Here is a 24,243-nt window from a genome sequence, read left to right on the forward strand (position 1 = left end):
TGGGCGGCGGGAGACCCCGCCTCGGCGAGTGTGGACAACTCGCGGGGTGTGGACAACTTTCGCAGGGGTTACAGGGATGTGAGGTCGGTGTTGGCCCCGCACAAGACGATTACCGGCCGCTCCCCCGGCCCCGGCACATACGCCCCGCACTGGATCGCCGCCACCGCGGCCGCGCCCGCCGGCTCCACCACGATCCGGAACTCGCGCCACAGGTACTCCCGCGCCATCACGATCGCGTCATCGCTGACCAGCGCCGATCGCACCGCGTAGCGCCGCGCCACCTCCATGGCGATATCGCCGATCCGGTTCGCGCCCAACGAATCCGAGGTCACACTGGAGACGTCGACGTCCACCGGGTGCCCGGCCGCGAGCGCCGCGTGCAGGGTCGGCGCGCCCACCGGCTCGACCCCCACCACCCGGCCGCGCAGCCCGAGCGACACCGCGATCCCGGCCACCAGGCCACCGCCGCCGACCGCGGCCAGCACCGTCGGTCTGCCGCGCACCTGCTCCTCGATCTCGAGCCCGACCACGCCCGCCCCGGCCACGATCTCGGGCAGGTCGTAGGCGTGCAACGGCATGGCGCCGCGCTCGGCGGCGAGCTGACGCGCGTATTTCTGCGCCTCGGCGTAAGTGGTTCCGTGCCACAGCACTTCGGCCCCGTGCGACCACATGGCCGCCACCTTGGTATGCGAGGCCGACTCCGGAACCACGACCGTGCACGACATTCCGCGCACCGCGCTGGCCAGCGCCGCCGCGATCCCGGCATTGCCGGCCGAGGCCAGCACCACCTGGGTCTGATCGCCGGGGGCCTGCAGCAGCGCGTTGAGGCAGCCGCGCACCTTGAAGGTGCCGCCGTGCTGGAGATGCTCGAGTTTGAGCGTCACCGGGACCGGGCCCCGCGGGCCCAGGATCTCGGTGTGGAAGACCGGTGTCTTGCGGGTGTACCCGCGCAGCAGGCGGCGGGCCTGGCGCACGTCGGATCGGTAGAGCCGCTTCACTTTCCGGGTCGCCATGGCGACATCCTTCACTTGCGCACCTCTCTGTCACGGCGAGCGAGCTCGGCGAACATGGCGTTGTGCGCGGTCAGATCCGCGTCGTCATCGCGCTCGGCCTTGCGGTCGAGCCGGTTCGCCAGCCGTTGATCGCTGCGCGACCACTGGATGAGCAGCGCCAGCATCACCACGACCAGCGGCACCTCGCCACTGGCCCAGGCGAGGCTACCGCCGGTGTGCTGATCGGAGAGCAGGTCCTTGTTCCACGACAGGCCCAGGCCGCGGTAGAACCAGCCGCCCATCACCGTGTTCATGCTCATCAGCGCGATGCCGAAGAAGGCGTGGAACGGCAGTGAGCCGAAGACCATGCCGAGCTTGGTGAGCGGCTCCACCGGGCGCGGCTTGGGGTCGATGCCGATGACCACCCAGTAGAAGAGGTAGCCGCTGAGCAGGAAGTGCACATTCATCAGAATGTGGGCGCCGTGTGTGCCGACGTACTTGTCGAAGATGCCGCCCAGGTAGAGCGCGTAGAAGCCGCCGACGAACAGCACCGAGGCCACGACCGGCTGGGTCAGGAACCGCGACACCGGATTGTGCACGGCCGCCAGGATCCATTCGCGCACCCCCGGCGGCTGATTCCGACCGGCCGGTTGGATCGCGCGCAGCGCCAGCAGCACCGGACCGCCCAGCGCGAACAGGATCGGGGCCAGCATCGACAGCATCATGTGCTGGGCCATGTGCACGCTGAACATGGCCGGTGCGTAGCGGCCCACTCCGGAACTGGTGGCGAGCAGCAGCGTCAGGCAGCCCGCGAGCCAGGCGATGGTCCGGCCGATCGGCCAGTCGTCGCCGCGCTTGCGCAGCCGCAGCACGCCGCGCAGGTACAGCGCGGCCAGGACCAGGGCTAGGGTGCCGAAGATCAGGTCGAAGCGCCAGTCGAACAGCAGCCGCGCCACGGTCGGCGGCCCGGCCAGGTTGTAGCCGATCTCGACCTCGGTCGGGGTCGGCACGGTGCTCTGGTCCGGCGGCGGGGTGCGGCCCAGGCCGACCGCGAGGCCGACGGTGGCCGCGAAGATCAGCGCCTCGACGCCGGCGAGGCGGATGAGCGCGCCGCGATCCCGCGGATCCCGTTCCAGGTCCGGGATCGCGTTGCGGCGCTGCAGGTAGCCCATGACGCCGAGCAGGATCAGCGCCGCGGCCTTGGCGAGGACGAGCTTGCCGTAGGTGGTCGCGAGCAGTTCCGACACGGGCATCCGGACCAGGGCGTTGATCACACCGCTGATCGCGATCACCACAAACGAGACGGTCGCCACGATCGAGAACCGGCGCACGGCCAGTGCCGTGTATTTGCCGTCGCGCAGCGCGTAGGCCAGCACCGCGAACAACCCGCCCACCCAGAAGCAGGCCGACAACAGGTGCAGGATCAGGCTGTTGGTGGCCAGGTCGTGCGCGCCGCCCGAGGACGAATGCCCGGTCAGCGCGACCGGCAGCAGCGAGAGCACCGACAGCAGGAGCAGCACCGGCGTCCAGCCCCAGCGCAGCGCCACCCGGCACGCCACGGCCAGCACCAGCACCATGAACACGGTGAACCGCCACGACCCCGCGACCTCGACCTGATCCGCGGCCCGCCAGACCTGCTCGGGCCGCAGCGACTTCAGCAGCGGTTGCCCGGTGGTGTCCGACAGCGTCAGCGGCACCAGCAGCGCCGCCGATCCGGCCCACACCAGCGCCGCGTTCCCGGCCCGGCGCAGCGCCCGGTACCCGCCGACGTCGAGTACGCCGCTCTCCTGTGGCGGCACGAAGAACGCCGCGAACAGCAGCGATCCGATGGTCAGCGCCGCCGACAGATCCGCCACCGCCCGCACCGCGGGCAGCCCGTACGTGGTCAGCGGACCAGGATCCGGAATCCCCAGCAAGGTCAGGGCGTGTGCCGCCGACAGTGCCACGACCAGCGCCGCCACCAATGCGGCCGTCGCTCCACCCAGTGCCGTGACCGCGGCGAACGTCACCCCCGAACCCGACCGATTCGCCGAAACATCCGATCCTGCGGGCGGGTCCTGCACTGACGACATACGCCCAGGGTAGTTCGGAGCGCCCGTCCAGACTCCCCTGGGGTTTCCGGTCCTCCGGTCCGCACTACCGCCCCGACGCGCCGAACGGTTGCTAAGCGGCGAAGCATTACTAACCTGGACGCTCGCTATACTCAACCCGCTGGACACCGTGATCGATTTGGGTCAAGGTGTTTGGAGCCCGCATCACCGCCGATGCCCGCACTGCCTCCGTAGCTCAGTTGGATAGAGCAAGGGCCTTCTAATCCCTAGGTCGCAGGTTCGATTCCTGCCGGGGGCGCTTTTCATGGGTGACCTGCACAAACAGTGCCAGGTTCACTCATACCCACACCCAACGGCGCTCAAACAGCCAGGGCCGGGGCCGCATCCGCGACAGTGCTGCCGGTACCCGTTCGACGACAATAGGCGCGGCGCGCGGACTCCGCCGGCATCGACCACGATCCCGGACCGGTCCTGCCGTGGCCGGTGGTGACCGAACGCACACCCCGAACTCGGCAATTGCGGCCACGCAGCGACACGCGGTCGAATCGCGGTGGGCGAACGCGAATTCGGCGTTTCTTCCGCTGATTCACAAAGATCCGATAAGCCTGCGTATAGCCTCAACACCCGATTCGATGCCTGGGTCCCTCACCATCATAGGAAGGATCGGAAAAGAATTGCGGAGCCGACTGCTTGGATTTGCCGCAGCTTTGACAGGAACCCTCATCATGGTCGGAGGGGGCGTCCCGAACTCGGCGCTACTCGCCGGGGCCGAACCCGTCGCGGCGGGTGACGACTTCTACCTGCCGCCGCCGCTACCGCCCACACCGGGTGCCATCGTCCGCGCGGAACCGGCGCAGGTGGCTCTCTCCACGCCCGGAATGCCCGGTGTCGTTCCGGCCGCCGCGACGCGAATGATGTACGTCAGCAGCGATACCCACGATGCGCCGACCGCGGTCGTGGGCACCTACCTGCAGCCGACCGTGCCGTGGACCGGTCCGGGCGAGCGTCCGCTGATCGCGTACGCGGGCGGTACGAAGGGCCAGGGCAACCAATGCGCGCCGTCGAAACTGATGACGCAGATCGTGCAGTACCAGCCCCCGGCCGACATCACGTTCGAATATGACCTGCTGGCAATAACTTCCCTGCTCACCCGCGGAATGGCGGTGGTGGTCACCGACTATCACGGGCTCGGTACCCCCGACGTGCACGACTACCTCAACCGCAAGGCACAGGCCTACGCCCTGCTGGATGCGGCGCGCGCCGCGGTGCGATTGCCCGGCAGCGGCCTCGGGCCGGGTACGCCGGTCGCCCTCTACGGGTACTCCCAGGGCGGGATGGCCTCCGCGGGAGCGGCCGAACTGCAGTCGAGTTACGCGCCCGACCTGAATGTCCGCGGCGCCTACGTGGGCGGTCCGGTGGTCGATGACGAATTCTTCATCGGCTACAACGACGGAAAATCGCTCATGGCGCCGGCCACCGCCTGGATTCTCAATGGCATCGCCGCCGACTATCCCGAAACCCGCCCGATCCTCGACGCCGAGCTCAACGACACCGGTAAGGCGATCCTGCGCGAGGCGCTGGGTAAATGCGCGGTCCCGACCGGCCTGGCCCAGGTCCATCCGAACACCTCCGAATGGACCACCAGCGGGGAACCGATCACCGCGGTGATCGATCGCAATCCCGCGCTGCAATCGGCTTTCGCCGAACAGCGCCTCGGCACGCTCACCCCGTCGGTACCGGTCCTCACCGCCTCGGCCATGAACGACGAGGGGGCGCCGTACGGGCCGGTCCGGGCGATGGCGGCGGCGTGGTGCGGGGACGGAGCGCCGGTCCAGCTCGACGCCAACGCCGAGATCCCGCCCGTCTCCGGCGTGGTGGGCACGCACGTGATGGCGTTCTTCCCGTCCTTGACGGCCTCGCAGCAGTGGGTGACCGACCGGCTCGCCGGCGCGCCCGCACCGAACAACTGCTGGGCGCTGCCCTGACCCTGTGACGTTCGGGCCACGATGCCCGGCAGCCGAGAATCGGTGCTTTCGCCGAATCTCGGCTGCCGGGCATCACGCGTTCGAGGACCAGGTTGAATTGCCCGGTCAGTCCGTTTTTTTGGCGGTTTCAGCAGAACTCGCGGCGGAAACCGCTAGCCTGGAGCGAGGTTTGAGCCTACCGATTTCGACCGCGCACACTTTGAACCAGGTGTTGTTCTGTTGGATCACCGAGGCACACACACATGCGAATATTTCAGAATTCGAAGGCGCGAGATCCCAAGCGGTACCTCTGGATTCTGGGGCTGATCGCTCCCTCGTGCGCTGTGGTTCCGTCACAACTGGTAGCCCGCACCGGGCTCCCCATATTCTGGTGGATCGGCCCGGTTTTCGTACTGGTGCTGATCCCGTTGCTGGATCTCTCGTTCGGCGATGACGGGAGCAATCCACGCGACCAGGACTACCGGTCATTGTCCGAGGACCGGTACTACCGATGGTGTACGTATCTTTTTCTGCCGCTGCAATTCACCGGGCTGTTCGTGGCGGGCTACCTGTGGGCAAGTCCCGAGCTGAGCGTAGCCGACAAGCTCGGATTGGCGGTGACGCTCGGATTCGTGTCGGGAATCGGCATCAACGCCGCCCATGAGCTGGGGCACCGAGCCGAACACCTGGAACGCTGGCTGGCGAAAATCGCACTGGCGCAATCGGGTTACGGGCACTTCTTCGTCGAGCACAATCACGGCCATCACGTGCGGGTGGCGACACCCGAGGATCCGGCCAGCGCCCGATTCGGTGAGTCCCTCTGGGGATTCCTGCCACGCAGTGCGGCGGGCGGCTTCCGCTCAGCCTTGCGGCTGGAGCGAGAACGACTGTTACGCAAGCGAAAACACTGGCTGAGCCGGCACAATCAGCTACTACAGGCGTGGACGATGAGTCTCGCGTTGTGGGGCGCCCTGATCCTGATCTTCGGCCTCGTGGTGATTCCGTATCTCCTATTGCAGGCCATACTGGGCGCAGGCCTGCTGGAGACCGTCAACTACATCGAGCACTATGGACTGCTGCGGCCACGCCGCGCCAACGGCAAGTACGCGCGGTGCTCTCACCGCGACAGCTGGAACAGCGACCGCCTCGTCACCAACGTCCTGCTGTTCCACCTCCAGCGCCACAGCGACCATCACGCCCACCCGGGCCGCCGCTACCAAACCCTGCGCAGCTCGGAGCAGGCCCCGCAACTCCCGGCCGGATACGCCACCATGATCCTGCTCGCCGCCTTCCCTCCGCTCTGGCACGCCGTCATGGACCACCGGGTCCTCGAGCACTACGGCGGCGACCTGTCACTGGTGAACACCAAACCGGAAGCCACACACCACTCCCCACGACCCACGCGCCGGCACGCCCTCCACCATTGACCCGGGCGGCCGTGCCACGATCATGGCTGGGCGTCTTCAGCGTTCGTGGGCTTCTTCCAGCACGGTCCTGCCGAGCAGCGCGTAGCGGGCGGGGTCACGCAGCTTCAGGTAGAGCGCATAGCCGATTCCGGCCGCACCGACGAGGCCGACCAGCCACGGCGTCGCCTTCAACACCAGTGATCCGGATTCCGCGCCCGCGGCGGTGCCCATATTGACCACCAGCAACGCCACCACGCCCAGCATCGCGAGGCCGCCGGTCAGCGGTGCGACCAGGGTCTTGAACCAGTGCCTGGTCTCGGGGTGGTGGTTGCGGAAGTAGACCAGCACCGCGAACGAGCACAGCGACTGCACGACCAGGATCGCCATGGTGCCCAGGATCGCGAGCAGGGTGTAGGTGCCGGTGTAGGGGTCCTTGCCGGCGATGCCGAAGCCCGCGACCAGCAGTCCGGCGATGATCGTCTGGACCAGACCGGCGATGTGCGGCGAACCGTGCTCGGGGTGAGTGCGGCCGAGGGTGCGCTGCAGCACGGGCAGGACGCCCTCGCGGCCCAGGGCGTAGAGGTAGCGGGCGGCGCAGTTGTGGAAGGCCATGCCGCAGGCCAGGGAACCGGTCATCATCAGCCATTGCATCGCGGTGACCGCCCAGTGGCCGACATAGGTGTTGGTCGGGTGGAAGAACACATCCATCGGGTTGTCCGACCCGGCCAGATCCATCGATTCGCCGATGCCGTTGCCGGACATGGCCATCCACGACACCAGCACATAGAACACGCCGACGCCGAGGACGGCGATCATGGTGGCCTTGGGGATGATCTTCTTGGGGTTCTTGGACTCCTCGCCGTACATGGCGGTCGATTCGAACCCGACCCAGGACCAGAACGCGAAGAACAGACCCAATCCGGCCGAGGGCCCGGTGAACGCGTTGACCGGGTTGAGCGGCGCCAGCGAGAATCCGTGCGGCCCGCCACCGTGAATCGCCACCGAGACCGCCATCACCGCGAGCACGGTGATCTCGGTGAAAAGCAGGACCACCAGCAGCTTCTCGGCCACGGCGACGCCGAACCAGGTGCCGACGGCGTTGATCGCCAGCATCGCGATCGCGAACACCCACCACGGAATGTGCGTATCGAACTGCGCGAGCACGGTATTGGTGCCGAAGCTGGCGAAGATCCCGATCAGCGACGGCTCGAACACCATGTAGGCGAAGGCCGCCAGCAAGCCCGAGGCCAGTCCGATCGTGCGGCCCAGGCCATAGGAGATGAAACCGTAGAACGCGCCGGTGGCGGTGATGTGCTTGCTCATGGTGGTGAAGCCCACCGAGAACACGGCCAGTACGACCATGGCGATCAGGAAGGCCGCGGGCGTCCCCTTGCCGGTGCCGGCCGAGATCATGAACGGCACGTTGCCGGTCATGGCGGTGATCGGTGCGGCGGTGGCGATGGCCATGAACACCACGCCGAGCAGTCCGATGGCGTTGGGCTTGAGCCGGTGGACGGTGGCCTCCGACTCGGGCGCGGCCGCTCCGGCCGCGCGGGTTATCTGTTGTGTCATCGAAATACTCTCTCTACTAAGCAATTTCGCTATCGGATGGGATGCCGAGTGGCCGACTCGGCAGCGGAGTGGAGGAGGCTCGGGGTTTGATCGAGACGCCGGAGCGCTCGGCGCGGAACATCTGATCGATCAGGTCGCGGGCCACGGCGGCGGCGTCGGTGTAGCTCTGTCCGTGCGGCGGACGGATATTGGAGACGCAGTTGCGCTCGGAGTCGGCGCGGCCGGGCCGTGGCGCGTAGGTCAGGTAGATGCCCAGGCTGTCGGTGACCGACAGGCCGGGCCGCTCCCCGATCACCACCAAGACCGCTCGCACGCCGAGGCTTCGGCCGATGTGGTCGCCCAGCGCCACCCGGGCCTGCGTGGCGATCACCGGCGGCGCCAGGGAATAGTCCGGCGCGAACGCCTCGGACAGCGCGGCGCACAACCCCGCGGCATGCTCGGCGACCGCGGTGGCGGACAGTCCGTCACACACCACCAGCGCCAGATCCGCTCCGGTGGAACCTAATTCGAGCGGGCCGGACGGAATCCGCCCCAGGTCGGGGCGGCGCAGATACTGGTCGCGATCGGCCGCGGCGCTGGTCACGTGCACGGGGGCGCCCAGTTCCAGCTCGGTCAGGGCGGTGTGGACGGCGGTCACATCCAGCGGCGTCCGCACCGCGTCCCGGGCGAGCGCGTGGGACGCTTTGAGCGCCAGCACTTCCGGAGTGGCGAGGGTGTCACCGGCCCGGCGCAATCCGATCCGGGCCAAGGTGTGCGCGCGCATCCGCTCCCAGGGGTCGATGCCGTCGCCGGGTTGCGCGGCTCGCGTCGCGTCGATGGGCCGGTTCATCGGTTCGCCGCCAGCGCGCGCAGGGGAGATCCGGCCGGGCCGGCGGGCAGCACGCGGCCGTGGTCGTCGGCCAGGTCCATCCGCCGCAGCCACGCCTCGAATTCGGGTGCGGGTCGCAGCCCGCAGACGCGGCGCAGGTACAGCGCGTCATGGAAGGACAGACTCTGGTAGCCGAGCATGGTGTCGTCGGAGCCGGGCACGGTGATCATGAACGCGGTTCCGGCCACCGCCAGCGCGGTCGCGAGCAGGTCCATGTCGTCGCCGTCGGCCTCGGCGTGGTTGGTGTAGCAGACGTCGACCCCCATCGGCAGGCCGAGCAGTTTGCCGCAGAAGTTGTCCTCCAGGCCCGCACGGGTGATCTGCTTGCCGTTGTAGAGGTATTCCGGGCCGATGAATCCGACGACGGTATTGACCAGCAGTGGATCGAAGGCCCGCGCCACGCCGTAGGCCCGGGCCTCCAGGGTCTGCTGATCGACCGCCTGCCCGCCGACACCGCGGTGCGCGTCCGCCGACAAGGCGGCGCCCTGGCCTGTCTCGAAGTACATGACGTTGTGACCGACCGTGCCGCGACCCGATTCGCCTGCCGCCGCGGCGGTTTCCGCCAGCAGGTCCAGGGTGATCCCGAAACCGGTATTGGCCGCCTGCGTACCGGCGATGGACTGGAACACCAGATCGACCGGCACCCCCTGCTCGATCAGCTCCAGCGTCGTCGTCGCGTGGGTGAGGACGCAGGACTGCATGGGGATGTCGAAGCGCAGCCGGACGTCGTCGAGCAGGTGCAGGAGCCGGGCGATCGCGACCGGATCGTCGGAGGCGGGATTGATGCCGACCACGGCGTCGCCGCAGCCGAGCAGCAGGCCGTCCAGGATGCCCGCCGCGATGCCGCGCGGATCGTCGGTGGGATGGTTCGGCTGCAACCGGGTCGCCAACCGGCCCGGCACGCCGATGGTGGTGCGGAACGCCGCCTGCGGCGACAGCACCCGCGAGACGGTGATCAGGTCCTGGTTGCGCATGAGCTTCGACACCGCGGCCGCCATCTCCGGGGTGATGCCCGGCGCGAGCGCCGGAATCGTGAATTCGGCTGTCCCGGCGGCTACTTCGGTGAGCAGCCAATCCCGGAATTCACCGACGGTCATATGTGCGACGCTGCCGAACGCCGCTCGATCGTGGGTGTCGATGATGAGCCGGGTGACCTCGTCGGTCTCATAGGGCACCACGGGCTCGTTCAGGAACACCGCCAGCGGAATATCGGCGAGCACCCATTGGGCGGCGGCGCGCTCGGCATCCGATTCCGCTGCGCACCCGGCCAATTCGTCTCCGGACCGGGCCGGACCGGCCTTCGCCAGAACCTCGATCAGGCTCCCGAACACATAGGTCCGTCCGCCGATTCGCTGACGGTAAGTCATTGCGGGAAACGTCCTCTCACGCCCGGCTCGGAAGCCGTTGAATTCCGATGGCGGCAGACGCTAATCGGGTTCTGTTACGGCAGCGCCGTTCCCGGATAACCGGCTATGAGAATTCCGGCGGAGAAATTTCTCACCCGCGGAAATGCGGAAGTAACCGAACGTAACAGCGTCGCCACAAGCACCTGGCTACTCTGAGGCTCTTTCGCGGACGAGGCCCGGTCCGCGGCGGCAGGAGAAAGGCTGTTTCCGTGTGACCGTACCCACGCCGACGCCACCGCTGGTGGTCGAGCGGTCGTCGATCAGCGGGCTCCGGCGGCGGCGGCTCGCCTTCGCCCCGGTGTTCGCGCAATCGGTGGCGGCCATCGCGCCCGCCGGGACGGCCGCGGTCACCCCACCGTTCGTGATCGCCGCGGTCGGTGGCGGGCCGAGCGTGCTGGCCTTCCTCGGTGCCGCGGTGCTGACCTGGTGCGTGGCCCTGATCGTGCGGCCGATGGCGCAGCGGATCGCGGTCACCGGCGGGCTGTACACCTACGCCGCCAAGAGTGTGGGGCCGACCTGCGCGATCCCGGTCGGCTGGTCGGCGATCGTCGGGTACGCCGCGGTGAGCGTGGCGGGATTGGTCGCGGTCGGCACCTATCTGGGGCGCGTCGCCATGCTGGCCGGGATCGACGTCCCGGTCCCGGTGACGATGCTGCTGTCGGTCGCGGCGGCGGGCGCCGCGACGGTGCTGATGACCCGCGGCATCCGGCCGTCGGCGGTCGCCACCCTGCTCATCGAATGCGTTTCGGTGGTGGCGATGCTGACGGCCCTGGGCTACCTGCTCGTCGCCGAACGGCACGGCCTCGATCCGGTCCAGGCCATGTCCTGGCACGGCGACACCGGCGACCTCGCCATGAGCGCGGTGGTGGCGATCAGCGCGTTCGTCGGCTTCGAGAGCGCGACCACCTTGTCCGCCGAGTCCTTCCGCCCGTTCCGCTCGGTGCCGAGAACCGTGCTGTGGACTCCGCTGGCGGCGGGCGTCATCTACTTGCTCGCCGTGGGCGCCGAGGCGGTCGCCCTGTCGGCGGATCCCACGGCCGGCGGCACCCCCTTGTCCGATCTACTCCTGCACCATGATTCGCGGCTGCTCGCGGTCGCCCTGGATCTCGGCGTCGCCGCCTCGTTCTTCGCCTGCACCGTGGCCTCGATCAATGCCCTGGTGCGGGTGCTGTTCACGATGGGCCGGGAGGGCATCGCGCCGCGGGCGGCCGGGCGCGCGCATCCGCGTTTCCACACCCCGGCCGCGGCCATCGCCGCGTCCATGACCGTGGTGACCGGATGCGCGATCGCGGTGCTGTGGGCGGGCGTGGCGCCGCAGGACGCCATCCGTTCGTTCCTCACCCTCAGCGCCTTCGGTTACCTGGGGTCCTATCTCCTGGCCTGCCTGGCCGGTCCGATGCTGCTGCGGCGCATCGGGGAACCGAGCCGGGCGCTGGCGATACTCGGCGGCGCCGCCGCGACGCTGATCGGGCTGTTGCTGGTCACGGCCGCGTTCTCGGGGCAGCCGGGCAATGTCGCGGTGGTGGCGGTGTACGTCGCGGTGATGGCGGCGGGCGTCGCGTTCGCGGTCGCGCTGCGCCGATTCGCGCCGGACCGGCTGCGAGGTGTCGGGATATTCGATGAACCGCAACGCGACGATCTGTTGCTGACCTCATTGTTCCGGTAGCCCATGAACACACGCGGCACGTCGGTCACCAATACCATCGCGATTATCGAGATCGTGGCGGAAGGCGGGGTGGGAATCACCGCCAAGGAAATCGCGCAACGCCTCGGTCTCCCGCCCGCGACGGCGTATCGGCTGCTCAATTCTCTGGTCGCCGATGAATATCTGATCCGGACGGCGGATCTGCGCGGTTTCGGTCTCGGTGCGCGGCTGCGCGGGCTGGCGACCGCCTTGAACACGCCGACCGTCTCCCGGGCCGCGCGCCAGTGCCTCGCCGAATTCCGCGCGTCCACCCGTTTCGCGGTGAATGTGATCGGCTTCGGCGTGAGCACCGTCCAGGTGATCAACCAGGACCCCGACCATCCGGTCCCGGCCGAACGCGAGCTGACCCGATGCCTGCACGCCTCCGCCGCGGGGAAACTGCTGCTGTCCACCCGAACCGATTGGCCCGCACTGGTTCCCGCCCCGATCCGCCTGACCGCGAACACCCGGGTCACCCCGGCGGCCCTCGCCGCGGACATCGCCGCCATCCGGGCCACCGGCCACGCCCGCGCGGTCGACGAACTGCTACCGGGTCTGACCTGCTTCGCCTACCCCATCCACAGCGAATCCGGCACCCCCGAGGCCGCGCTCTGCCTGGCGGGTTCCACCAGCCGCCTGGACGCCATGACCGGTTTCGACGAGTCCGCGCGCAACTGTGCCGCACAACTGGAATCGCTGCTGTTCTGACGGTTGCTGCGGCACGCTCTCCGGCCCTGAAATACCGCTGGTCGACAAGGGTGCGGTGCACAATGTGTGCCCATGCAGACATTTGCCCGAGTGTTGCAAGCTGTGGTTGTGGGAGCGGTGGTGGTCGGCGCCGGTCAGGGCGTGCAGGCCGTGCCCGCCGCTGCCGCACCGCAGATTCAGTTGCCCTTCCTCAGTGGTGAGCCGGACGGGGTGCAGGCCCAGGGGGCCGCGCTGGCGGATGGGTTCACCGGGACCTTGTTGTGGTCCCGGGAAGCCAATACGCCGGTGCCGATCGCCAGTATCGCGAAGGTGATGACGGCGATGGTGGTGATCAATGCGAACAGTTTGGATCGGGCCGTCACCGTTCCCGCCGAGGCGATTTCGTACTGCGCACGGAATGACGGGAGTACCGCGGGGCTGGGCGCGGGAGAGGTGCTCAGTACGCGGCAGTTGTTGTACGCGCTGATGCTGCCGTCGGGCTGCGATGCGGCGTACACGCTCGCCGAGGCCTACGGGCCGGGTCAGGATGTGTTTCTCGGCAGGATGAACGATACGGCTCGGCAGATGGGTTTGGGGGCAACGTATTTCGCCGACCCGAGCGGGTTGCCGGTGCCCGAGGACGGCTCGACGTTCTCGACACCGGCCGATCTGATCGCGCTCGGGCTGCGGGCCATGGGGCACCCGGTGTTCCGGGAGGTCGCGGGGACGCGGAGCTATCATGTGCCCGCGGCGGCGGGGAATCGGGATCACGTGTGGGAGACCACGAATCAGCTGTTGAAGGAGTATCCGGGCGCGATCGGGATCAAGACCGGGTCGACCGATGCGGCCGGCGCCTGTCTGTTGTTCGAGACGGTGCGGGCGGGGATTCCGATGATCGGCGTGGTGCTGCACAGCTCGGCGTGGAGCGGGGCGGCCGCCAAGGATGACGCCTCACGCATGCTGAACTGGGCTTACCGGCCGATCACGTCGATCTTTCCGGGCAGCTAGCGCTGGGCCGGGTCCCGGCCCTCGATCACGATCGGGGCGTCGGGACCGAAGGCCATGCCGAAGCGGGGGCGGCCGTCGGGGCCGAAGTACATGGGCTGCACGCGCACGCTGCGACCCTCCCAGCCGGTGCCGGGTTCCAGGCGGGCGTGGTAGGTGATCCAGGGGTGGCCGTCGATGGTGAGGAATCCGTTGTGGCCGGGCGCGATCGCACCGGGGCCGCCCGGCAGCAGCGGGCCGCCCGATTTGGTCCAGGCCGCGGGGTTCATGGGGTCGCCGCCCTTCGCCAGTTCGAGCAGGCCGATCCGATAGGTGTCGTCGAAACTGGCGTTGGCGGAGAAGGTTACGAACAATCGGCCGTCGGGGCCGATCAGCGGCTCCGGCGCCTCATTGATCTTCAGATCGGCGTCGTTGGGCACGGTCTCCCACTCCGCGGTCGGCGTCGCGATACTGACCCGCTCCCCGACCGGCGTCATCGGGTCCGACATCCGGACCGCGCAGATGTCCTGCACCCGTGTGTCTTCGGGGTCGCGCAGACACGACCACAAGTAGTACCCGGCATTCTGGTATCGCAGATAGGTGCCGTCGATCGCCCATCCCCCGGGCAGATTCAGCTTGCCGAGGTACTCGTAGGGCCCGGCCGGGTCATCGCCCACCGACCGCAGCGCGTACATCCGGTGCGTCTCGTTGCGGTCGTCCTCCTGCCCCGCGAAATAGATCCACCACCGATCCCCGATGTGCTGCAACTCCGGCGCCCAGATCTTCGTGCACGCCTCCCCCGGGCATGCCCCGTGCTCCCACACCACCGCCGGCTCGCTCTTCCCGAGTCCGCCGAGCGTGTCCGAGGCCCGGATCACGATGTTGTCGTCGTTGTAGAAGTCCCCCTGCACCAGATAGAACCGGCCTTGGAAGTAGGCCATGCTGGGGTCGGCTCCCGCGGCGACCACCGGGTTGGCGAATTCCTCGCTATGCGGTCCGGAACCGCGCTCCTCGGCCGTTCCCACCCCGGCGACCACGGTTCCGAATCCCACGGTCAGGATGCTCACCAGCCCGAGCGCTCTCCGCCAACCCACCAGCCTCACCTCCAGCGACAGTCGAGAGTCAAGTTTCGACGCCGCCGGTCCCCAGTTCAATCAACACCCGCGAAACCCCAGCACCGCACCGCGATTCGCCGGCATCAGGCGGCGGCCCAGGCGAAGCCGTCGGGGTCGGCGAAGGCGCCGAGGGGGCCGCTGACGACGAGGCCGTGGGAGCCGGAGCCGGTGACGGGGGACGCCGGCCTCCTTGGCGGCGGCCTTGCGGGGGTAGAGGGCGGCCGCTTTCATTTACCGGAAAAGGGGGCTGACAATTGGCTCCGGCGCGGAGTTGGAGTTTTCCGGAAATTGCGCTCGCGTAGCCCCGGCGGCAGGTGCATTCTGGAGGGAAGACAGGAATTTTCGCTGCTCGAGGGAGGTAGGGACATGGTCAGGGTGACGGCGGTCGAAACCAACGGCGAACACTGGCATCCGCATCCCGGCGACGCTATCGAGGATCCGCGGGAAGGGCCGGCGCTGATTATGTGCCTGCTCGGCATCGCGGCGCTCGGGATGACGATCGTGGCGGCCGCGTCCAAGTTCTACGGCTGGACCATAATCGGCGCGATTGCCGCTGCGGTGCTTATCGTTTCGGGCCTGCTGTGGATCCGGATGGAATACTTCCGTGAATTCAAACGGGAGCAGAAGATCGGGCGCCACGGCCACAACCCCTTGGTCCGGGGCGAATGGCGCGGGCGCAAGCTCAGCTCGTGGCAGGTTCGCAGGGGCGAAGGCGAAGCCATCGAGTCGTGACCGGCTGACCGGCCACGACTCCACGGGCCTCGGGTTCCGCGACCACTTCGCGGACGACCGACTACTTCGCGGGCGACGGAGCCGGGGTGAACGGCTGGTTGATGGTGGTGAAGTACTGGATCGCGGCGGCGATCGCCACCGGCGCGGTCACCAGGATCAGGCCGCCGACGGCGCCGAGGGCGCCCATGGCCGCGGCGCCCGCCAGGCAGCCCACGACCGCGCCCGGCAGGAAGCTGAACAGGCCGCCGATGATGCCGGTGGCCAGCGTGGCGCCGCCGCCGACGGCGATGCCGCCCAGGGCGCAGCCCACGGCCGCACCGCCGATGCCGCCGACCAGGGTGCCGATGGTGGCGCCCATGGAGATGGTGTCCTTCATGCGGTTCCACGCCGCCTGCTCGCGGTCGTAGGGGGTCTTCCAGGGCGCGGTGTCCTCGAACGGCAGCGCGACGGGGTGATACGCCGCGTGGCCCAGATCGAATTGCGGCGTCAGAGTGACTGTGCGGTCCCGGATTTCGGCCGCGATCGGGAACACGAAATCATCCACCCGGAAATTCAGTTCGGTTCCGGCTACCACCTTGCCATCGGGTGCCTTGATCTTGAAGACGCCGTTCTCGACATCCATCGACCCGATATCGGTGGAAATGGTCCCCGACCGGTCGGTGGCCGATGCCGTGTAGTGAATGGCACCGACATCACCCGTTTCAGGCTGGGCATTTGCCGTGCCTGCGGTGATTGCCGTGACGGTGGCCACCAATGCGGTGGCAGCCGCGATTCCGCTCTTGCGCATGTGATTTACCTCGATGGAGTATGCCCGCGGAAAAAGAACTCATCGCAGGATCAGTTACTGACAAGCAGACTCTAAGTCGGTTCTCAGCGCAGCGGCAATGCATATTTGCCATAAGTGACTCGTTACACAATCGGGATGTCCCGTTGTGCGCCAAGGTATTCCGTTGTTCACCTGAATGGATTCAAAGTGTCCGGGAGATGAACACGGCACGGTCGGGCCATCGGTAGCCGGACCGGACAGGCCGTCGAACGGCCCGTACAGCGGCCGGTGCGGACCTTCCGCGACCGGCCGGTTTCCGTCAGAGCTCGTCGAGCTCCGGAATCGGGGGCAGGACCGGCTCGGGCCACTCCTCCAGGGTCGCCACCTGCAGGTGGATGAAGGCCGCGATGCGGTGGCGGGCCGAGGACGGGAGTCGCTCGATATCGGCCGCGCTCAGGACGTGTGCGCCGAAGGAGTGGGGCTGTGGCGCTTCGGGGTCGGGCGTTTCGGGAACAACCTCTAGCTTTGGCCGCGAAGCAGTGGCCGGAATGACAGGCTCATCCGGGTCTGCGGCAGCGGCGGCGGTTCGCACCATTCCGTGACCATAACCCTTTGGTAACACGCGCGGGAGCCGTTGGCGCACTTGTGTCTTCGCGCTGCGAATTCAGCGAAGCCATTGTAAAGAAAGTTTGAATGTGCAGGCAGACATGGCCATCCGGAAATCCGGTTCACCTGCGCCGGAACATTAGGGTGATCGGTGTCACTCTGTCAACACTTCGGACAAAACTCCCGGAAGTGACAGGGAAACTCCCCTGAATGCCTCAGATCGGTCGGCCCGCAATGACATACAAGTCACGCGCCGGACCGGTCGGCTTCTGGCCGATCGGCCACACCGCCCGCAACTGCCGCTCCAAATCCAGACCCCGCACTCCGGGCGATACCAGAATGCCCTCGGCCAGTTCGGTCGCGACCGCCAGCGAACTGAGCACCGCGGGCGCGAGCCCGTCGGCGACCGCGGTCTTGATGGCGGTGGTGGAGGACAACTCCAGTGCGATCTCCGGCCGCCACCCGGGAACACCCGCGGTCATGGCCCGCTCGAACGAGTTCCGGGTGCCCGAGCCGGGCTCGCGGTAGATGAGCGGGGTGCGGGCCAGCTCGGCGGCGTCGATCTCCGGCCGCCGCGCCCACGGATGGCCGGGCGCGACCACCACGACCAGCCGATCCGTCGCCACCACCCGACTTTCCAGCTCACGGGGCAGTCGCGGGCTCTCGACGAATCCGATGCCGGCCCGGCCGTCGAGCACCGCCTTGGCGACCTCGGCCGAATTGCCCGATTCCAGGGCGATGGAGGTGTCCGGCATCCGCGCCCGCAGGCCCATCAGCCATTTGGGGAACAGGTACTCGGCCACGGTCTGACTGGCCGCCACCCGCAGCCGCGAATCCCGCTGCGCGCGCAGGCTGTCGATCCCGGCGTCGAGACGCGCGGCCGCGTCCACCACGTCCCGGGCCCATTCCGCGATCAGCGCCCCGGCCGCGGTGGGCCGGGAACCGAGCGTGGTCCGCTCCAGCACCGCAACGCCGACCAGCTGCTCGAGGTACCGGATCCGCGAGCTGGCCGACGGCTGGCTGATCCCGTGCGCTTTGGCCGCCCGCCCGAGACTGCCCAGCTCGATCACCGAGAGCAACAGGTCGAGCGCGGACAGATCCGGGACACGCGGCGACAACGGCATAGATCGAGTCTATGCACAGACCTCACCGCCACTCGACAGCCCGAGAGAGGCCACCGGGCACCGGTTCGCGCACCGCGAGGTGGGCGGCCATGGCGAGCACGCGCACGGCCGGACGCGTCAGCAGGTGGTGGCCACCCGCTCGATGACGGGGAGCCAGGACTCGAGCGGCTGGACGACCAGTCCGACGACCTTGCCCGCGTCATCCGCGCGGCGCAGCGCGATGGCCGCCGCGAAATCGGGCTCACGCTCGAAGGTGGCGATCTCGGCGGCGGTCATCGGGCCGCCCTGCGCGACCAAGGTGCGCTGACTCGACTCCGACAAGGCCGCGGCGTGCGCCGAATCCGTCGCTGCCAGATACCTTTTCGCCACGACATGCAACTCGACCAGTCGCGCGACGCGATCACCCAGCAGGCCGCGGACTGCCGCGGCGCCATGTTCCCCGTGGCGGGCGTCATCGCCGGGCACCAGCTTGTGCCCGATGTCGTGCACCAGCCCGGCGATCTGGAGTTCCGCATCGGCGGGAAAGTCGCGCCTCAGCAGCTCGGCGCACTGCCGATCGTGGTCGAGGATGTCGACCGGGTCGCCGCTGCGATCGGGCATGTCCCAGGCGTCGTGACAGTCGGCGAGCAGGGCCATGAGGTCGGCGACGGACACGACCGAGGCGACTGCGGCAGACCGGGCGACGTCGTCGACCTCGGCGGCGGGGCCTACCTCGGCTGCCAGGGCGGCGGGCGCGCGGTTCACGCCCGCACCCTATGACGTGCGGGCCGGGCTCGCCACCGCGGCGGCCCGGCAACTATCCCGACACTGTGATGCGCGAGCTCACCTGAACACTGCCACCCACGACTTCGCCCGACGCTCCGACAGAGCCGCTCACCCATCGCTGCGACACAGCCGCCCATCCGACATGCGATACGCGGCCTGCCCGAACTACGACACGGCCGCTTCGTCCCACCTCGACCGAGGCGGCGCAACCGGGGAATACTCGTCGTGGCACCCAGGTTGGATTGGTTGACATATCCACAATATGGATTCGGGTGTGGCTCCGGGTGAATCCGGAACGCATTGGACAATATTCAGCAAACCAACTGTGTGTGACCGGCGAGCGGGTCACCGTGCCTGCGCGCCGGATCCTCTGGAAGGAGCCTCCCATGCACGACCTGTCCGGTAAGACGATCCTGATCACCGGCGCGGCCCGCGGCATCGGCGCCGAGGCCGCGCGGCAGGCGGTCGCGGCCGGGGCGAACGTGGTGATCGGGGATGTGCTCGACGACGACGGCAAGGCGCTGGCCGCCGAGCTCGGCGCGCAGGCCGTCTACCAGCACCTCGACGTCACCTCCGAGCCCGATTGGGTGGCCGCGCTGGCCGCCGCCCGCGATGCCTTCGGCGGGACCGTGAACGGCCTGGTCAACAATGCGGGAATCTCCACCGGCGAGCTGCTGGCGAACGAGTCGGTCGAGCATTTCCGCAAGGTCATCGATATCAACCTGGTCGGAGTGTTCCTCGGCATGCGGACCTTCATCCCGGCGCTCAAGGAGGCGGGCGGCGGGTCGATCGTCAATATCTCCTCCGCGGCCGGGCTCATGGGTCTGGCGCTCACCGGCAGCTACGGCGCGTCCAAGTGGGCGGTGCGCGGCATGTCCAAGGTGGCCGCCATCGAGAACGGCGTCGACCGGATTCGGGTGAACTCGGTGCACCCCGGCATGACCTACACCCCGATGACCGCGCAGGTCGGCATCCAGCAGGGCGAGGGCGGCTATCCCAATACCCCGATGGGCCGGGTCGGTGAGGCCGACGAGATCGCCGCGGCCATCGTCTTCCTGCTCTCGGACGCGGCCTCCTACGTCACCGGCGCGGAACTGGCCGTGGACGGCGGCTGGACGGCCGGGCCGACCGTGAAATACGTGATGGGCCAATAACTTCGGAAGGTCAGCGCTTCTCGATCCGGCCGCCCGGCGGGGCGACGGCGCCGCGGGCCCGCAGATACGCCTCCAGGGCGTCGAGGTCGATGGGCCCGACCAGCGTTTCACTGTTCTGCGTGAATACCGAGAAGCCGTCGCCGCCGGCGGCGAGGAAGCTGGTGGTCGACACCCGGTAGACCGCGACCGGGTTCAACGGCTCCCCCGCCACCCGGACGCTGCCCTCGATCACCTTGTGCCCCTTGGGCGCGGCGTCGGAGTACGAGTAGGTGATGCCCGCGACCGACAGCACGCCGGGCTTGCTCACATTGTCCCACTGCTGTTCCAGCAGATTCAGGATCTGCTGCCCGGTCAGCGTCACGGCCACCACCTGATTGCCGAAGGGCTGCACCGTGTACGCCTGCGCGTAGGTGATGTTCCCGCCGGACAGCCCCGCGCGGACGCCGCCGGGGTTCATGAACGCGGCCACCGCCCGCACCGAGGCCATGGCGTCGAGCATGGAGTCGGCGATGACGTCGCCGAGCGGGGAGTCCCCGGCGGGCGCGGGTTCGGCGGGCAGGGGCGCGGCGGCCGTGCCGATGACGCGTTCGGCGCGCGGTTCGGATTGCGCGGCGAAGAAATCCACCAGTTTCGCGGTGGCGGCGTCGGGGGCGATGTCACGGGTGACGACCCGGTTGACGGCCGAGGCCTCCACCGTGCCGTCATGGAAGCGCAGCGTCACATCGGTGACGAGGCGGCCGAAGGAGGCGGCCTGAGTGACCACCTTACCGTCGAGGGTGCAGTTGTAGGCCTGGTGACTGTGCGCGGTGAGCATGACCGAGACGGCGGCATCGGTCTTGTGCGCCAAGGTTTTCACGCCCGCCGAGATGCCGTCGCAGCCGTTGTAGTCCAGGGGACGGCCCTGGGTCTGCTGCGTCCCGCCGTCGTGCAGCAGCGCCACCACGGTTTCCGCGCCCGCGGCCCGCATCGCCGGCACGTACTTGTCGATGGCGTCGGCCTCGTCGCCGAAGCGATAGCCGCGGATGCCTTCGGGCATCACGATGTTCGCGGTGTCAGGGGTGACCACGCCGACCACGCCGATCTTGTGCCCGCCCAGTTCGAGCATGGTCCACGGCTTCAGCCCCTGGGGCGGTTGGCCGTCGGCGTCGGTGACATTGGCGGCCAGGTACGCGAACTTGGCGCCGGTGAACGGCTCGCCCGGACCGCACCCGTCCAGCGCGCAGCCGCCCTGCTGTAGCCGGCGCAATTCGACGACACCATGGTCGAATTCGTGATTCCCGACCGAGGAGGCCGCGACGCCGACCGAGTTGAGGAACTCGATGGTCGGCTCATCGTGGAACAGCGCCGAGATCAGCGGGCTCGCCCCGACATCGTCCCCGGACGCCAGGACCGCGCTGTCGGGATAGGCCGCCTTCAACCGAGCCAGATGCGCGGCCAGGTACACCGCTCCCCCGGCCGGATACGCGCCCACCTTGCCGTTGGACCCGTCCGGCGGCTGCAGGTTGCCGTGCAGGTCGTTGAGGCCGAACAGATGCACCTCACCGGGCTTCGCGCGCGGCAGATCCGAGGTCGAGACCAGGGGCACGGCACTCGGAGTCGCGGGCGCGGTCTGATCCGCTCCCCCGCACCCCGCCACCAGGACCAGGCTCAGCACCGCCGCGCACACACCGAGAACACGCCGACCGCTCATGGTCACCGACTGTGTCAGACGCCGTCGACGCCCGCACGACGGCCGGGTGAATTCCGCCGTCACCCCCCGGGCCCCGCATTCCGACGGCCGCCCGCCCGGACGGGTGGGTGGCCGTCGAGGTGGACCGCTAGCTGCTGGACGCGCTCGCGAACGGGGTGGCGGCGGGCGCGGCCGGACGCCGGATCGGGTGCCGCCACAGGCCCTTTCGCTCCAGAATCGGCAGTACGCCCTCACCGAACCAGTACGCCTCCTCCAGGTGCGGGTAGCCGGAGAGCACGAAGTGGGAGATGCCCGCCTTGGCGTATTCGACGAGCCGCTCGGCCACCTCTTCGTGCGAGCCGACCAGCGCGGTGCCCGCGCCGCCGCGGACCAGGCCGACGCCCGCCCACAGGTTGGGGGCGATCTCGAGCCGGTCGGTGCTGCCGTTGTGCAGTTCCGACATGCGGCGCTGCCCCTCGGATTCGCTCTGCGCCAGGGCGGCCTGGACGCGTTCGATATCGGCGGGGTCGATGCCCGCGAGCAGCTTGTCGGCCACCGCCCACGCCTCCTCGGAGGTGTCGCGGGTGATGACGTGGATGCGCAGCCCGTAGTCGAGCTTGCGGCCCGCGTCGACGGCCAGCCCGCGGATCCAGTCCAGTTTGCGGCTCACCGCGAGGACCGGTTCGCCCCAGGTCAGGTAGGTGTCGGCGTAACGGGCCGCGACCGGTCCGGCCGGGCCCGAGGAGCCACCGAAGAAGATCGGCGGCACCGGGTCGGGCCGATTGCTCAGCAGCGCGTTCTCGACCCGAATGTGCTCACCCTGGAAAGTGACCGGTTCGTGCGAATTCCACAGCGACCGCACCACATCCAGGAACTCGCCGGTCCGCGCGTAGCGCGATTCCTTGTCGGCGAAGTCGCCGTAGGCGGCCTGCTCGCGCGGTTCGCCGCCGGTCACCACATTGATGAACAGCCGTCCGGCCGAATGCCGTTGGAAGGTGCCCGCCATCTGCGCGGCCAGGGTCGGGCTCATCAGGCCGGGCCGCAGCGCGACCAGGAACTTCAGCGTCTCGGTGGTCTCGACCAACATGGCGGTGGTCAGCCACGCGTCCTCGCACCAGGAGCCGGTGGGGGTGAGCACGGCCTCGAAGCCGTTGCTCTCGGCGGCCGCGGCGATCTGGTTCAGGTAGTGCAGCGAGGCGGGGCGGTCCCCGGACATGGGGGTGCCGTGCCCGCCGACCACCAGGCCGCGGGAGTCGCCGGAGGTGGGCAGGAACCAATGGAACGACAAGCTCATGCGGGGACTCCTAGGAGGTGAATCGGTCGTTGAAACGGGTGTCGATGAAGTCGGCGATCCGGACCTTGCCGGGGATCAGCTTGGCGTCGGCGAAGCCGTCCGCCACCTGCTGTTCCGCGGCGATCGTCGCCTCATCGAGCGGATGGTCCTGGTAGTTGGCGCGATTCACGGCCAGCAGGGTGACGTCGTAGGGCACGCCGGTGATCCCGGAGGACTGCTTGGCCCACTCCTCACGGTGCCCGGTGATCCACACGTGCGCGCGCCGCAGCCGTTCCAGCAGATCCCGCACCGCGGCGGCATTCGCCTTGTTGTCCAACGTCTTCGAGCCGGTGACGAAGAAGCTGTCCGGCTTCACGTAGCCGGTGCCGTCGACCAGCACGCGGGCGCCGCCGACCTCGGCCTGCGCGGCATAGGGATCCCAGACCGTCCAGGCGTCGACGCGACCGGTGGACAGGGCGGCGAGCGCGTCGGCGGGCTGCAGGTACTGCGGCTCGATATCGCTGAAGCTGAGCCCGTTCTTGGTCAGCACCGACAGCAGGTGGTAGTGCGCGGAACTGCCCTTGGTGACCGCGATCTTCTTGCCGCGCAGGTCCTTCGGGTCCTTGATGGCCGAATCCTTGGGCACGATCACGGCGTTGCCGGCGACGCCGGAGTCGTAGGATCCGACGATCTTGATCTGGGATTTGGCGGCCGCGGCGAACACCGGCGGCGCGTCCCCGACCCCGCCGAAGTCGACCGACCCCGAGTTGATGCCCTCGAGCAGCGGCGGACCGGCCGTGAAGGTGGACCATTCGATCTTGTACGGCAGGTTCTTGATCTCTCCCGACACCTCGAGCTGGGCTTGCAGCGCCAGGCCCTTCTGGTCACCGACGTGCAGGGTCACCTGGGACAGATCCACCGAACCGTCCGCGTTCACGCCCTTGGTGTCGTCATTGCCCGAGGAGCACGCCGCGCCCGCGAGGGTCGCGGCGACCGCCAGGGCGGCGAACAGGCGCTTGGTCTTCATTCGGTGGTTCCTTCCGGGGTGACGCCCAGCTCGGCGAGCAGAGCCGCTCGCAGAGCCTGGAATTCGGGATGGTCGCGCCGCCGGGGGCGCGGCAGGTCGATGGGCAGCTCGCGGCCGATACGCCCGCCGTCGAGCACCAGGGCGCGGTCGGCCAGCAGCAGCGCCTCGTCCACGTCGTGGGTGACCAGCAGGACCCCGGGCCGGTGCCGGGCCCACAGGTCCAGCACCAGGCCGTGAATCGTGATGCGGGTCAGGGCGTCCAGGGCGCTGAAGGGTTCGTCGAGCAGCAGCAGATCCGGTTCCCGGACCAGGGCTCGGGCCAGCGACGCGCGCTGGGCCTCGCCGCCGGAGAGGGTCAGCGGCCAGGCCCCGCCGCGCTCGGCCAGGCCGACCTCGGC

At 68.6% G+C, this 24,243-nt stretch carries 21 protein-coding genes and 1 tRNA gene; 8 read left to right on the forward strand and 14 right to left on the reverse strand.

From position 1 onward, the window contains the following. Positions 1 to 68: 68 nt before the first annotated feature. Positions 69 to 1,013 (reverse strand): threonine/serine dehydratase, encoded by a 945-nt coding sequence (locus tag ACWELJ_RS16360; protein ID WP_452366958.1) that lies wholly within the window; start codon positions 1,011 to 1,013, stop codon positions 69 to 71. An 11-nt stretch (positions 1,014 to 1,024) separates the two neighbouring features. Further along, complete coding sequence (locus ACWELJ_RS16365; RefSeq protein ID WP_452366959.1) at positions 1,025 to 3,064, reverse strand: cytochrome c oxidase assembly protein; 2,040 nt, start codon at positions 3,062 to 3,064, stop codon at positions 1,025 to 1,027. Between the two features lie 203 nt (positions 3,065 to 3,267). On the opposite strand from ACWELJ_RS16365, the gene ACWELJ_RS16370 reads away from it, so the two are divergent. The 3 genes from ACWELJ_RS16370 (at position 3,268) to ACWELJ_RS16380 (ending at position 6,434) form a co-directional block, all read left to right on the forward strand. Next, positions 3,268 to 3,341: transfer RNA gene (locus ACWELJ_RS16370), tRNA-Arg, on the forward strand. Positions 3,342 to 3,768: 427 nt separating this feature from the next. After that, positions 3,769 to 5,028 (forward strand): lipase family protein, encoded by a 1,260-nt coding sequence (locus tag ACWELJ_RS16375; protein ID WP_452366960.1) that lies wholly within the window; start codon positions 3,769 to 3,771, stop codon positions 5,026 to 5,028. Between the two features lie 242 nt (positions 5,029 to 5,270). Continuing rightward, positions 5,271 to 6,434: an alkane 1-monooxygenase gene (locus ACWELJ_RS16380; protein WP_452366961.1), complete on the forward strand. Its 1,164-nt coding sequence runs from the start codon at positions 5,271 to 5,273 to the stop codon at positions 6,432 to 6,434. A gap of 36 nt (positions 6,435 to 6,470) precedes the next feature. Here ACWELJ_RS16380 and ACWELJ_RS16385 read toward each other — a convergent pair whose 3' ends face one another. Genes ACWELJ_RS16385 through ACWELJ_RS16395 form a run of 3 tightly spaced genes read right to left on the reverse strand, consistent with a single transcriptional unit; the run spans position 6,471 to position 10,220 of the window. Then, complete coding sequence (locus tag ACWELJ_RS16385) at positions 6,471 to 7,985, reverse strand: APC family permease (protein WP_452366962.1); 1,515 nt, start codon at positions 7,983 to 7,985, stop codon at positions 6,471 to 6,473. A 16-nt stretch (positions 7,986 to 8,001) separates the two neighbouring features. Then, a complete protein-coding gene (gene eutC / locus ACWELJ_RS16390) occupies positions 8,002 to 8,814 on the reverse strand; it encodes an ethanolamine ammonia-lyase subunit EutC (RefSeq protein ID WP_452366963.1) in 813 nt (270 codons plus the stop codon). Further along, positions 8,811 to 10,220, reverse strand: coding sequence for an ethanolamine ammonia-lyase subunit EutB (locus tag ACWELJ_RS16395; protein ID WP_452366964.1), 1,410 nt, complete (start codon positions 10,218 to 10,220; stop codon positions 8,811 to 8,813). Before ACWELJ_RS16395 ends, eutC begins: the two co-directional genes overlap by 4 nt. A 250-nt stretch (positions 10,221 to 10,470) precedes the next feature. Between ACWELJ_RS16395 and ACWELJ_RS16400 the strand changes: the two genes are divergently transcribed. The 3 genes from ACWELJ_RS16400 (at position 10,471) to ACWELJ_RS16410 (ending at position 13,638) form a co-directional block, all read left to right on the forward strand. Continuing rightward, complete coding sequence (locus tag ACWELJ_RS16400) at positions 10,471 to 11,925, forward strand: APC family permease (RefSeq protein ID WP_452366965.1); 1,455 nt, start codon at positions 10,471 to 10,473, stop codon at positions 11,923 to 11,925. Positions 11,926 to 11,928: 3 nt separating this feature from the next. Then, positions 11,929 to 12,651: an IclR family transcriptional regulator gene (locus ACWELJ_RS16405; RefSeq protein ID WP_452366966.1), complete on the forward strand. Its 723-nt coding sequence runs from the start codon at positions 11,929 to 11,931 to the stop codon at positions 12,649 to 12,651. A gap of 72 nt (positions 12,652 to 12,723) precedes the next feature. Continuing rightward, on the forward strand, positions 12,724 to 13,638 hold the full coding sequence (locus ACWELJ_RS16410; RefSeq protein WP_452366967.1) for a D-alanyl-D-alanine carboxypeptidase family protein: 915 nt from the start codon (positions 12,724 to 12,726) through the stop codon (positions 13,636 to 13,638). Here the strand turns inward: ACWELJ_RS16410 and ACWELJ_RS16415 are convergent. After that, entirely contained in the window at positions 13,635 to 14,708 is a 1,074-nt protein-coding gene (locus ACWELJ_RS16415) for a glycoside hydrolase family 43 protein (RefSeq protein ID WP_452366968.1), read from the reverse strand. The two genes, ACWELJ_RS16410 and ACWELJ_RS16415, sit on opposite strands and share 4 nt — an antisense overlap. Before the next feature lie 387 nt (positions 14,709 to 15,095). Between ACWELJ_RS16415 and ACWELJ_RS16420 the strand changes: the two genes are divergently transcribed. Further along, positions 15,096 to 15,461, forward strand: coding sequence for a hypothetical protein (locus ACWELJ_RS16420; RefSeq protein WP_452366969.1), 366 nt, complete (start codon positions 15,096 to 15,098; stop codon positions 15,459 to 15,461). A gap of 61 nt (positions 15,462 to 15,522) precedes the next feature. Here the strand turns inward: ACWELJ_RS16420 and ACWELJ_RS16425 are convergent, their stop codons facing one another. The 4 genes from ACWELJ_RS16425 to ACWELJ_RS16440 all read right to left on the reverse strand — a co-directional run bounded on the left by ACWELJ_RS16425 (position 15,523) and on the right by ACWELJ_RS16440 (position 18,701). Continuing rightward, positions 15,523 to 16,248, reverse strand: coding sequence for a hypothetical protein (locus tag ACWELJ_RS16425; RefSeq protein WP_452366970.1), 726 nt, complete (start codon positions 16,246 to 16,248; stop codon positions 15,523 to 15,525). 298 nt (positions 16,249 to 16,546) lie between these two features. Then, the gene (locus tag ACWELJ_RS16430) at positions 16,547 to 16,822 is read right to left on the reverse strand and encodes a hypothetical protein (RefSeq protein ID WP_379346014.1); all 276 of its coding nucleotides are present in this window, start codon (positions 16,820 to 16,822) and stop codon (positions 16,547 to 16,549) included. 226 nt (positions 16,823 to 17,048) lie between these two features. Then, a complete protein-coding gene (locus ACWELJ_RS16435; protein WP_452366971.1) occupies positions 17,049 to 17,957 on the reverse strand; it encodes a LysR family transcriptional regulator in 909 nt (302 codons plus the stop codon). Positions 17,958 to 18,074: 117 nt separating this feature from the next. Continuing rightward, positions 18,075 to 18,701: an HD domain-containing protein gene (locus tag ACWELJ_RS16440; RefSeq protein ID WP_452366972.1), complete on the reverse strand. Its 627-nt coding sequence runs from the start codon at positions 18,699 to 18,701 to the stop codon at positions 18,075 to 18,077. Between the two features lie 407 nt (positions 18,702 to 19,108). Between ACWELJ_RS16440 and ACWELJ_RS16445 the strand changes: the two genes are divergently transcribed. Further along, positions 19,109 to 19,876, forward strand: coding sequence for a glucose 1-dehydrogenase (locus ACWELJ_RS16445; protein WP_452366973.1), 768 nt, complete (start codon positions 19,109 to 19,111; stop codon positions 19,874 to 19,876). A 10-nt stretch (positions 19,877 to 19,886) separates the two neighbouring features. Here ACWELJ_RS16445 and ACWELJ_RS16450 read toward each other — a convergent pair whose 3' ends face one another. From ACWELJ_RS16450 to ACWELJ_RS16465, 4 genes are all read right to left on the reverse strand, one after another. After that, positions 19,887 to 21,566: a bifunctional metallophosphatase/5'-nucleotidase gene (locus ACWELJ_RS16450; RefSeq protein WP_452366974.1), complete on the reverse strand. Its 1,680-nt coding sequence runs from the start codon at positions 21,564 to 21,566 to the stop codon at positions 19,887 to 19,889. 127 nt (positions 21,567 to 21,693) lie between these two features. Continuing rightward, positions 21,694 to 22,839, reverse strand: a complete 1,146-nt coding sequence (locus ACWELJ_RS16455) for an LLM class flavin-dependent oxidoreductase (protein WP_452366975.1) — start codon at positions 22,837 to 22,839, stop codon at positions 21,694 to 21,696. A 10-nt stretch (positions 22,840 to 22,849) separates the two neighbouring features. After that, positions 22,850 to 23,845 (reverse strand): ABC transporter substrate-binding protein, encoded by a 996-nt coding sequence (locus ACWELJ_RS16460; RefSeq protein WP_452366976.1) that lies wholly within the window; start codon positions 23,843 to 23,845, stop codon positions 22,850 to 22,852. After that, on the reverse strand, positions 23,842 to 24,243 hold a 402-nt coding region (locus tag ACWELJ_RS16465; RefSeq protein ID WP_452366977.1), incomplete at its 5' end, for an ATP-binding cassette domain-containing protein. The genes ACWELJ_RS16465 and ACWELJ_RS16460, both read right to left, overlap by 4 nt.

It is taken from the genome of Nocardia sp. NPDC004582, assembly GCF_053602115.1.